This is a genomic window from Vibrio sp. G-C-1 (assembly GCF_021728015.1).
In the GTDB taxonomy this organism is placed as follows: domain Bacteria; phylum Pseudomonadota; class Gammaproteobacteria; order Enterobacterales; family Vibrionaceae; genus Vibrio; species Vibrio splendidus.
Genome location: NZ_JAKKCR010000008.1, coordinates 202,215 through 213,808, shown reverse-complemented (window position 1 = coordinate 213,808; position 11,594 = coordinate 202,215). Strand labels below are relative to the sequence as shown.

The 11,594-nt window shown below is 45.4% G+C and carries 9 protein-coding genes and 1 pseudogene; 8 read left to right on the top strand and 2 right to left on the bottom strand.

Translation table 11 applies throughout. The features are described from left to right. Positions 1-131: 131 nt before the first annotated feature. From L3V36_RS13810 to L3V36_RS23955, 8 genes and pseudogenes are all read left to right on the top strand, one after another. Positions 132-1,115, top strand: coding sequence for a MoxR family ATPase (locus tag L3V36_RS13810; RefSeq protein ID WP_017094550.1), 984 nt, complete (start codon positions 132-134; stop codon positions 1,113-1,115). A gap of 12 nt (positions 1,116-1,127) precedes the next feature. After that, on the top strand, positions 1,128-2,090 hold the full coding sequence (locus tag L3V36_RS13805; protein ID WP_017080116.1) for a DUF58 domain-containing protein: 963 nt from the start codon (positions 1,128-1,130) through the stop codon (positions 2,088-2,090). Further along, positions 2,091-2,633: a DUF4381 domain-containing protein gene (locus L3V36_RS13800; protein WP_208774893.1), complete on the top strand. Its 543-nt coding sequence runs from the start codon at positions 2,091-2,093 to the stop codon at positions 2,631-2,633. It begins immediately after the preceding gene. Beyond that, positions 2,626-3,705 (top strand): VWA domain-containing protein, encoded by a 1,080-nt coding sequence (locus tag L3V36_RS13795; protein ID WP_208774891.1) that lies wholly within the window; start codon positions 2,626-2,628, stop codon positions 3,703-3,705. The genes L3V36_RS13800 and L3V36_RS13795 overlap by 8 nt, the downstream gene beginning before the upstream one ends. Further along, positions 3,698-5,404 carry a VWA domain-containing protein gene (locus L3V36_RS13790; protein ID WP_102446702.1) on the top strand — a complete coding sequence of 569 codons (1,707 nt, stop codon included), beginning with the start codon at positions 3,698-3,700 and terminating at the stop codon, positions 5,402-5,404. Before L3V36_RS13795 ends, L3V36_RS13790 begins: the two co-directional genes overlap by 8 nt. Next, positions 5,401-6,768, top strand: a complete 1,368-nt coding sequence (locus L3V36_RS13785; protein WP_102446701.1) for a BatD family protein — start codon at positions 5,401-5,403, stop codon at positions 6,766-6,768. The genes L3V36_RS13790 and L3V36_RS13785 overlap by 4 nt, the downstream gene beginning before the upstream one ends. 78 nt (positions 6,769-6,846) lie before the next feature. Then, on the top strand, positions 6,847-7,752 hold the full coding sequence (locus tag L3V36_RS13780) for a LysR family transcriptional regulator (protein WP_102446700.1): 906 nt from the start codon (positions 6,847-6,849) through the stop codon (positions 7,750-7,752). Positions 7,753-7,770: 18 nt separating this feature from the next. Then, positions 7,771-7,911, top strand: a pseudogene (locus L3V36_RS23955) (lipid kinase YegS); the annotation flags it as partial. Positions 7,912-7,992: 81 nt separating this feature from the next. Here the strand turns inward: L3V36_RS23955 and L3V36_RS13775 are convergent. Both L3V36_RS13775 and L3V36_RS13770 read right to left on the bottom strand, forming a co-directional pair. Further along, positions 7,993-10,467 (bottom strand): EAL domain-containing protein, encoded by a 2,475-nt coding sequence (locus tag L3V36_RS13775; RefSeq protein WP_102446699.1) that lies wholly within the window; start codon positions 10,465-10,467, stop codon positions 7,993-7,995. Next, positions 10,464-11,582, bottom strand: coding sequence for a substrate-binding domain-containing protein (locus L3V36_RS13770; RefSeq protein WP_004730499.1), 1,119 nt, complete (start codon positions 11,580-11,582; stop codon positions 10,464-10,466). The genes L3V36_RS13775 and L3V36_RS13770 overlap by 4 nt, the downstream gene beginning before the upstream one ends. Positions 11,583-11,594 lie beyond the last annotated feature (12 nt).

Here is an 11,594-nt window from a genome sequence, read left to right as displayed (position 1 = left end):
GCTATTGTGCTTGCTGCTTATTCCGCTTGTAACTAATTATCACGCTTATGAGCAATTATCACGTTTATAACTAATAGTTATGGGGCTTGTGAGTAGGATGTACGCAGCCAGATTGAATTAAGGGAAGACCTATGAACCATGCGCAACAAGCAATTAACCAACTGATTGAACAAACAGAGAAAAGTGTTATCGGTCAGAGCCACGTCGTTCGGGCTCTGGTGATAGGGTTATTGACTAATGGGCATGTGCTTTTAGAGGGACTTCCCGGTACAGCGAAAACTCGTTCAGTGAAATCGCTGGCGAATCTATTGAACACCAGTTTTGGTCGAATTCAGTTTACGCCTGACCTGCTGCCATCAGATGTAACCGGTACAGAAGTGTATCAAGAGCTTGATGGAAAGCCTCAGTTGCACTTTCAACCGGGTCCTATTTTCAATAGCATTGTTCTGGCCGATGAAGTGAACCGTGCCCCTGCAAAGGTGCAAGCGGCACTGCTTGAAGCGATGGCGGAAGGGACGATTACGGTGGGTGGTCAAACTCATATTCTGCCAGATCTATTTATGGTGCTAGCCACTCAAAACCCAGTAGAGCAAGAAGGTACGTATCCACTGCCTGAAGCACAGATGGACCGTTTCATTATGAAAGTGACGGTCGACTATCCAGAAGATGAAGCTGAACGCGACATCATTCGATTGGTGCGCAGCGAAGAACTTGGCAGTGAAACTAGCTCAGAGCTAGTCACACCGCAACACATCGAACCTGAATTGGTGCTTGAAGCGCGCCGCCAACTTCCAGACATTGCCGTTTCCGATTTAGTTGAGAACTACATTGTGGCTTTGGTGATGGCGACACGTAAGCCAGAACGTTACCCAGAATCAAATCTATCAAAGTGGATTGAGATTGGTTCAAGCCCACGCGCGTCAATCTCATTGGATAAATGTGCTCGCGCTTATGCTTGGCTACAAGGGCGTGACCACGTCACGTTAGACGATGTGCGTGCCATGTTACCAACCGTATTAGGCCACCGATTCTCGTTGTCTTACGATGCATTAGCCGATGGTGTTGACCATCAAAGAGTGGTTGAAGAACTGCTTGATAATGTTGAGATCGGATAACTAGGGGGCGTCATGGCGAAGCCAACACAAGCTCCTAAACCGCAAGGCCTTGATCCTCGACTGTACTGTGACTATTCAAGGTTAGTGCGAATTCAGGCTCAAGCTGAGTCATTTTCACTGTTACCTCATTTAAAAGCGGGCAGCGTACTTTCGGGCAGACATAACTCTTTGTTCCGTGGTCGTGGTTTGAACTTCGAAGAATTACGTCATTACCAATTGGGTGATGATATTCGTAACCTCGATTGGAAAGTTACGATGCGAACAGGTAAACCTCATGTTCGTAGTTATACCGAAGAGAAAGACCGTAATGTGATGATCTGTGTTGATCAGCGCAGTTCGATGTTTTTTGCTTCTCAAAACACCATGAAATCCGTTGTGGCTGCCGAAGTCGCTGCACTGTGTGGATGGCGAGTGCTTAAAGATGGTGATCGTGTCGGCTTCGTTTTAGCGTCACACCAAAAGCTCTTTCATACCAAAGCGCAGCGTTCACAGTCTGATTTATTGGCTCAGTTAAAGCATCTTACCAAGGCTAATCAAAGCTTAGACGTGAGTGTGAGTGACAGCGAGGGTGTTGGTTTTAGCCAGTGGATTGAACTGATCAAGCGAATGAGACTCAAGCAATCAACCTTGATATTCATTAGTGACTGGCGAGACTGCCGAGAACAACATCTCGATCGACTAAAGCAGTTACAGCAACACAACGATATCTTGGCCATTATGGTCACCGACCCATTAGAACAGTCATTGCCTCAAGATCTTGCAAGCGCAAACTGGGTGGTGGGTGATGGTCGTTTTCAACTTAATCTGGATAGCCAATCTAAGGTAAACCTCGCGAGTGAAAGTCTTGCTCAGAAAGCGGCACTTCAGAAACAGTCCCTTGCTAAATTGATGGCGATGAAAAACCTCCCTTATATAGAATTAGACACGTCGGGCAATCACATATCACAGCTGCAGAAGCTAGTGGGAGGGCGCTAAATGGCTGTTGAACATACTCCCCCAAGTACCTATATCCTCCGCGAACTGCACGATGTAGCGATTCCTGACAGTGTGAGCTGGGCTCCTCAAACTATCGGCTGGAAGATCCTTGGCGTTATTCTGTTATTGGTCGCTATCTATCTGGCTTATCGCTTGGCGTTAAGGTGGTGGAATAACCGTTATCGCAAAGAAGCGCTTCAAGAACTCATGGTACTGGATGCAAGAGACAAGAACTCAACTGAACGAACCTTTAAAGTCCTCAAAGTGGTACTTCGTTACCTAGACAGCAGTAATGCAAAGCTGTTTGGAAAAGCCTATGTAAACCGTCTAAACGCTTATCTGCCTGTTAGCGCTAACACAAGTGAAAACAGCAATGCGTTCTTTGCCGATGAAATCTCAGAATTATGGATGCAGAGCTTAATTGACCCTAATGTGCGTTTGAGCTTTGAACAGCGTTTAGAGGTGATTCAAACCGCGATGATGTGGCTAAAAATTCATAAACCAGATGTACAAGCGAAACCAGAGGGGCAAGATAATGTTTGATAGTTTATCTGCCAGCTTTGAATTCGCGCACCCACTGTGGTTTATCGCGCTGCCTTTGCCGTTGTTGGTCTACTTTGCCGTGCCAGCTTATCGAACTAAGCAAATGGCCATCAAGGTGCCATTTTTCAGTGAATTGGTTGAAGCTATTGGTGAAGCGCCGTCTGAAGGGGCAAGCCAGCTAACACCAAGCTGGTGGCAACGAACCACGCTCATTATTACTTGGGCATTAGTGGTGTGCGCGCTCGCTAAACCAACCATTCTTGGTGAGCCGCAAGTTCGCGAACAATTAGGTCGTGATGTGATGGTAGTGGTCGATTTATCTGGCTCAATGGCAGAACAAGACTTTACCTCTAAGCGGGGCGATAAAATATCTCGTTTGGACGCGACCAAAGAAGTGCTGGCTGATTTTGCGACTACCCGAAAAGGGGATCGACTCGGTTTGATTCTTTTTGGTGATGCAGCGTTTGTACAAACACCGTTTACAGCTGACCAAGATGTGTGGCTTGAACTGCTTAATCAAACCGATGTCGCTATGGCAGGGCAAAGCACGCACTTAGGTGATGCAATTGGCTTGGCGATTAAGGTGTTTGAACAAAGCGAAAAGCAAAGTGTTGCCGTTCAAGATTCAAGTGTTGATGCCAACGAAAAAGAGAAGGTCGTGATCGTACTAACCGACGGTAATGATACGGGAAGCTTTGTTGAACCGATTGATGCCGCCAAAGTGGCGAAGGCGAAAGGCGTTCGTATTCACGTGATCGCTATGGGTGACCCACAAACCGTTGGTGAAGTGGCTTTGGATATGGAAACCATCAAACGAGTGGCTCAAGAGTCTGGTGGCGAAGCCTTTGAGGCGCTTAACCGCGACGAACTGACCAAAGCCTACGCTCAAATCGGTGAACTAGAACCACAGTTATATGAAAGTACCACTTATCGTCCTAAACAGGGGCTGCACCATTACTTAATGGCGATTGTTGTTGTGATGTATCTGACTGCCTTTAGTCTGGCGACTTTACGTAGAAGGTCGCTTTTGGCTTCTAAAAATAAAAAATTGAAAGGAGAGGATGATGCCTGATTCTCTCACTCTACAACAGTTATTCACCCAGTTTCATTTTATCCGACCTTTGTGGTTGTTGGCCTTTATTCCGATGTTCTTCCTGTTATGGGTTCGTTGGAGAGAAGAGACCAAACCAACGTGGAAAGACATTCTACCTGCACACTTACGTGATGCATTGACGATTGGCGAAACAGGCTGGCGTAAGCAGCTGCCATTGAAGCTATTGGTGGTGATTGTAACTATCGCCATCATTATCTGTTCTGGCCCAACATGGCAACGTGAGGCTTCGCCTTTTGGTGAAGACAAAGCGTCGATGTTGGTTGTGCTTGATAACAGTGAATCCATGCTCGCTAAAGACTTACCACCGAGTCGCTTGGAACGATCTAAGCAGAAAATTAGAGACTTATTGGCAGCTCGGAAAGGCGGTAATACGGGCTTAGTGGTTTACGCAGGCAGCGCACACGTCGCGATGCCCGTCACTCAAGACAGCAAGGTATTCGAACCGTTTCTAGCGGCTATCACTCCCGATATCATGCCGGTATCAGGTAAGTCAGCAGAAGAAGCACTGCCATTGATTAATCAGCAACTGTCTGGTGAGTTAGGCTCTTCTGTACTGTTGGTATCAGATGGTGTAAACCCAAGCACCATTAGGGCGTACGAGAGTTTCTTTAACGACAATCCGTATCAGTTGCTCATTCTAGCCGCAGGAAATAGCAATGTGGTGAGTGATAATCCAGTCGATCTCGATTCACTGCGTAGCTTAGCGAGCAAGACGGGCGGACGAGTGGTTGAGGTGACCGTTGATGATTCGGATATCCAACAACTGAACAGAGCGGTTGAAAGAAACATGCAGCTCAACGGCGAATCTTCAATGCCTTGGAAAGACATGGGCTATGGACTGCTTATTCCAATGGCTTTCATTATGTTGCTATGGTTCAGAAAAGGGTGGTTGGTGCAGTGGTGTGTCGTTGGTTTGATGATCACAAGCAGCATGTATTCACCAGACACTTTGGCGAAAACAGTCAACTTAACCGCTGAGAAACCAGTTGTGGTGGAGTCACTTACGGCTTGGGATAAGACCGCTCAATGGTGGTGGGACTTATGGTTAACGCCCGACCAGCAAGGTCAACGCCTGTTGAACCAGAAGGAATACCTTGAAGCGGCAAAACATTTTACTGACCCAATGAGAAAAGGCGCGGCTTACTACTATGCTCGTGATTTTAAGCTCGCTCACAGTGCGTTCTTGCAAACCAAAACTGATCTTGGTTTATACAACGCGGCCAGTGCGTTAGCCAGACAGCGTGAATATCTTGCGGCGCGAGACCTTTTGAAATCATTAAGCGAGAAAGAGGATCTGTCACCAGAACTAAGAACAGATGTCGAAAACAATCTTGCAGTGCTTAGTGGGATTGTTGAAGAGGTTAACCGAACCAGTGAAAGTCAGTCTGGAACCACAGATGGTCCTGAAGAATCTTTAGAACTCGAAGACGATCAGCCGCGAACGGGTGATGGTGCTGAAGAAGAAACGGTAGCGGAATTGATGCTCAAGGAAACGCTTAACGCCAATGAAATCTTGGGCAGCCAAGAACTTGCCGACAAGTGGTTGAAGCGCGTAGAAGCGGACCCTAAGTTCTTCTTGAAATCCAAATTCCAAATTCAGTTAAGAGATCCTGCGCCTTCTATCGAACAGGCGCCAAAACAGGAGCAAACCCAATGAGTCGATATGATTTAGCTCTTGAAGCCATTCAATCAAAGAGAGTGCGATTCAGATCCCATAAGTGGTTACTGTCGATGACTCTTATATTGAGTTGGTTTTCTCCTTTTGTTGCTTCTGCTGCCGATATCTTCGATCTCCAAAAAAGTGGTGACGTTGAGCTTATCGCTTGGGTAGGGGAAAAGCCAAAGTCAGGCGATAAGATAACGCCGACTAAAGTGAGCGTTAATGAGCAGGTAATTCTAAATATTGAGGTGGCGACGCCGCGCTGGTTAACAGGAGGGACTCGAATCGGCAGTATCGAAATCCCTAACGTGATTGCTAAGCAACGTAACCAACTCGCAACTAACTACACGGAACGGGTCAATGGCACTACATGGTCGCGTCAACGATGGGAAGTGACACTTTATCCGATGACTTCTGGCGAGTTTGTCATTCCAACCGTGCCGGTTCGCGTCCAAGTTTCTGCACCTGATGGTTCTAACGTTGGCGGCACGCTTTACACGCAGCCAATTAAGTTTGAAGCTTCGTTACCTTCAGGTTTACTTGATAATGAATCGCCTTGGTTTTCTGCAACAGAAGTAGATACAGAGCAACAATGGCTACGCTCGAGTGAAAACTTAAAAGTAGGCGATGCCATTACTCGAACGGTAACCATCAAGGCAAAAGACAGCCTTTCTGTATTACTGCCGGATGTGTTGAACAATGAATCGACCCAGCAGTACCAAGCTTACCCGCAACCTAATCGTTTAGATGATACTCAAGATCGTGGTAACTACCGTTCCAGTCGAATTGAGGAGACGGTTTATGTTATTCAGCAGGGCGGTGAATTTACGTTGCCAGAGTTTTCATTTCAGTGGTGGGACAGCAAAAATCAACGCCTTGAAACCGTGGTGATAAAAGGGAATCTGTTTGAAGCCAAACACACAGTCCAATCTTTCATCAAGGCTTACATGTCAGTGTTTATTAGCGTTGGTCTGGCATTGTTGTTCAGTGTGGCGTGCTTTGTTTCTGTTAAACGTTATTATGCGAACCGCCCAACACCAGGTTGGTTGGTACTACGTCGTTTACTTAAGCAAGGTAATTGGGCTGCATTAAGAACCTTTATCTATCGTCAATTACGAAACGAAACCTCTCAGCTAGAGCTGGATAAAGCCCAACTTGGTAAATTGAATGGACAAAAGCGTTGGCTAGAAGATAGTGAAGCGCTTCAACTAGGGCGTGAAGACAAAAACGTATTTACTCGTTTATGGAAAAGCTTACGTAAATTACCCAGTGATAAATCCAACTCAAGCAATTCTCGTTCAATTTTCGACCGCTTGAAAATCCCTAAAGCCTTGCCAGACTTAAAAGATAGAACTAAGTAGCAAACTTTAGTCATTCGCATCGAACAAAATCGGCAGGTTCTCTACTATAGGGAACCTGCTTCTTTAATATGGAACTGTATGAAAAGTACCGAACTCAATCTAATTCCTATATTTGTCGCTATTTATGAAGAGCAGAACTTATCTAGGGCTGCTAATCGCATGGATATAAGCCAGCCAGCTGTGAGCAAAGCGCTTGCAAGGTTGAGAGATATCTATGACGAGCCACTGTTTCATCGAACTACTTCTGGCGTAGAGCCAACCACATTCGCTATTGATATCTATCCTGCAATGGCTGCTGCGCTTAAAAACTTTACTTCTACCTTATCCGCATCAAGAGATTTTGACCCTAAAACTTCTGGCCGTGTGTTTTCAATTGCCTGCGTTTCCGCAGCGAGTTATGAAATGATGCCAAGAGTCATGCAGTTAATCAGTCAAGTCGCACCTGGTATCGCATTAGAAGTTCATCCTCTATTTACGGAAGATTACGAGTCTGATTTAAGGCTTCAAAGACATGATGTCATTATCGATATGACGCCAAGAGGAAGAACCATGCTCAAGCATGAGGTGATCTCTAAAGAGGAACTGGTGGTGGTGTGCCGTCAAGACCATCCCACGATTGGTGACACTATCGATATGGAACAGTTTTTATCACTTGATCATGTGGTTGTTTCAAGATGGCATGCACGTAGAAGCTTATTGAGTTCTGAACACTACAGTGACCTTGAAAAACGTAGAATAGTCTATCGAGCTGCTGGCGTTGTTGAGATGCTGCCTGTTATTGAGGGCTCTGATTACATTGGAGTGCTACCTATGTCATCGGTGCGTTGCTTTTCTGAAAAATATGACGTTAAAACTCTGCCTTTGCCATTCGAATTGGAAGACCTCGATATGTGTATGATTTGGCACCCCAGTCGCACTAACGAACCTAGCCACAAGTGGTTGCGCACTAAGCTCAAAGCGGCAGCAAAAGAGTTATCAAGTTAGCTTCTAAAGGGCTTTTTTATAGAAAGCATTCGCACAATTTCAAATGGAAAGAAAGCCAGTATCCTTGAGCTGAGGTAAGCGGCGTTTATTGCAAGGGAGCGGGATATTGACCTGCAAGTTAGAGTCATGTGGGACTCTTCAGATATGTTTCGCTTGGTGCTGCCCGAAGGCAGCCCTTGTTTGATCATAAATCAGTGAAGGAACTTAACTTACTGAATTATTTCATTTAAGTAACGGATACTAAGCCTCTTTTGGGCTCTGTTCTGAGTTAAGCAAGAAGTAGGACACCCAATCATCAATAGGCAAAGGTCGCGCGAAGAAATAGCCTTGAGCATATTTACAACCGATCTGGCGTAGAGTCGTTACATGATTCTGGGTTTCAAGGCCTTCTGCAATCACTGAGAAATCGAGTATTTGCGCGAGCTTGAGAACCGCGCAAGTAATCTCATAATCTACTTTTGACGAGTTAATATCTTCAATAAAGCTTCGATCTAATTTTACGCAATCGGCGGAAAGATTCTTCAACACCGACAACGAAGAGTAACCCGTTCCAAAATCATCGATAGCGATCTTGTAACCCTTAGAATGAAGTACCTCGATGGTCCTTGAACAGGTCTCGAAATCTCGCATCATATCCCTTTCTGTGATTTCCAGAAGCAGTTGATGAGGCTGACAATCCGTTTCGTCGAGTATCACTTGTAACTGGTCTGCCAGATCGGTCATATAGAACATTCTCGCTGAGAAGTTGATGGAAAAAATCACGCCTTGTAGGTCCATTCCCGTGCGTTGCCATTCGGTAATCAGATTCGCTACTTTCTTAAATACCCACTTATCAATGTCGATAATGAGATCACTTTTTTCGGCAACCTCAAGGAAATCGACGGGTGGCAATAAGCCCAGTTTAGGGTGGCGCCAACGTATTAGAGCCTCGGCACCAATGATGTCTTGCGAGTCTAAGTTAACTTTGGGTTGGAAGAAGACTTCAAGCTCGTCATTGGCAATGGCTTGATGAAGCCCCATGTTGGTTTCAATCAAGTCGTTTACCTCGTGAGTCATTTCGTCCGCGTAGACGCGATATTGATCTCGGCCGTTTCGCTTTGCGTGATACATTGCTGTGTCCGCATTCCTGATTAGAGTTTCACGATCTAAACCATGAGTAGGGTACTCACACACACCAATACTCGCCGATACAAAAATAGAATTATCATCGATGTAATAAGGCTTTCTTAACGCTTGATTTAAGCGGTCTGCGATAGGTTCGCCTTCGTCTAACCCAATGTTTGAGTAAACAACCAAGAACTCGTCTCCACCCATTCGGGCAACAAATCCTTTATCACCCACTAAGTTACTCAATATGTGCCCGACATTGACTAATAAGTTGTCACCTGGTGCATGCCCTAAAGAATCATTAATGGTCTTAAACTCGTCAATGTCGAGGTAGAACAGCAAGAAAGAGGCGTTGTTCTCATAGGATTTCCTGATCTCTTCATCTAACTGTTTGGTTGCCAATAGTCGATTTGCCAAACTGGTCAGTGGATCGTGGTGGGCGAGGAAGTCGAAGTTCTTTTTTTCTTCCGTGAGGTCTAGGTATGCTTTAGATAGCCTTGAAGCCATATCGTTATAGGCTTTCTCTAAGTGAGACCATTCGTCACTTCGGCCCAAGTTAATTGGGTTTTTTAGGCTTCCAGACTCTAGACGATCAAAACCATGCCTGAGTGCATTGAGTGGCTTTCGAATGTGGTGTCGAACAACGTGGTGAACCAATAACATCGATAATACAACGGCTGAAAAACTGATAATAATGGCGTTCAGTCTTGATAAACCGATCTCTTTTTCAAGCTGGTCGGTTAATTCTAAGGCTTGGCTTTGTACGCGTGACTCGGTTTTTTCTACCATCTCCAACAGGTCGCTTTGAGCGACTAAGAGCGAAGCCATCACCAGCCAACGCTGCTCCAGATTAGCTCTAATGCGCTTCAAAGCGGCGTTGTATCGTTTCACCGTTCGATTGATTCTTTTCTTCTCAGCAATAACCGCCGTCGTTTCTATATCAACGTTTTCTAAGTGGAGTAAGAATATATCGAGTTCTTTCTCGACCTCGATAAGCAGTACTTTCTCCGTTTCTGGCGTGATGCGACTGTGAATGTCTCCAACCATTTTTCCTGAAGTGAGAAACGACTCTCTCAACATGTTGATGAGATCCAATTCATTGTTATAACGAATGAAATTTGGTTGGTCTAAGTGCCTAAGCTTGCTGTCGGCTATCGCAAATTCGAGCTGATCAAGCTGTTCGGCTAAGGTGGCGTCGATTTGATTGGTCTGCTTTAGAATTCGATTTAATGCGAGCGAACTGCCTAAGAAACGATGGAAGTTATCGATAAAGGCATCAATCTTTTGTGAGAAACCTTCGTTAGTTGATAGGTCTCTGAGTCGTTGAAGCTGGAAATCCACATTAAATGCTTCTTCCGACAGTGTGGTTTCACTGAACAAAAAAGTCTGTTCAAGTAACTTAACTCGAGAGGTGAGCGTAAATACGCGTCGGCTGATTTCAGAGTTAACAATCAAGTCTGATACGTGTGTAGAAGTTTCGTTTTTAAGCGTCGATTCGACGTAATAGAGAGATCGAATCACCATGATGACAGCAAAGCTGACAATCAAAAGCGAAAGCAGGTTCGAAATAATGAGTCGTTGGGTGATGTTTATCTGAGGTAATTTCATTGTGGCTTCCAAATTTTCAGATACGCTTCACGGTAGCCATTTTTAGGGTCGTAGATGCCTTTGTCTGACTGGCTGATGAGCTCTTCAACATTATCGGGCGTGACGAGATGCACAGGGGCAGAGTAGCCACTTGGCGGCATGTGATTAAATGCTCGGTTGAGTTCGTCGACTATTTGCCAGCCTTGTAGATATAAAGGCTCAGGTACTGTTGCCAGTTGGAATTGACCGCTATTGATTCTTTTGTACGCGGCCTTGCTACCGTCACCCGCTGAGATATTTTGTGGTATTAACCGGTACTCCTCGAGGTTTGACTCCAAAGACGGGATAGCATAGTCAATGTACAGGTCGTTGATTGCCAGAAGATGAGTGACTTTCTCGCCGTACTTCTCATCTAGGTTCTTTAATGTCGCAGGCATTTGCTCGGCAATTTTATCGAGCGGTAAATAGTTAAGCTCAAGTACATCACAAGTGCTGCAACGCTTGATGGTATTGACCATCGCGTTGGCTTTGATCATCGCGATTTCATAGTTAGGGTCGGTGAACACCACGGTTCTCGCTCGACCGTTTGAGTTTACAATCGCGAGTAGCGCGGCCACTTCCGCCACATCGAGAGGGTCGGTGGTGATGTTGGTGTATAAACCTATTTCTGGATTACCACCGACAAGTTCAGTCGCGTGCCATCCAATGACAACGATTCCCAGATCTTCAGCTTGTTTCAAAATGGTTTTGTGTCGGACAGCGTCAATGCCGCCCAAAACAATGGCATCGGGTTCAAAACCAATCGCTTTCCTGATAGCTGCACCTTGGCGCACTTCTGAGCCTAATCCATCGATGAATCTAAGGTGCCAATTGATGTTAGAAATGGCTTCAGATATGCCTTTCCCAACGCCATAAACGCCACCATTACGTAAATCAGACGCTACAAAAATAACGTTCTTTTCATGGCGCACGGCAGGGCCTTGTGTGGGGCCATTCCACGTTCGCTGGTTGGAAACCGCACGCATCACTTTTTCTTCAGCATATTGGAAGAAATCGTCTTCATGATTACCCGCAAAACTCTGAGAGTAGCAAGTAATAGCGAGCAACAAACTCGCAAAATTTAATCTCTTATTCATATGGCTTATAAA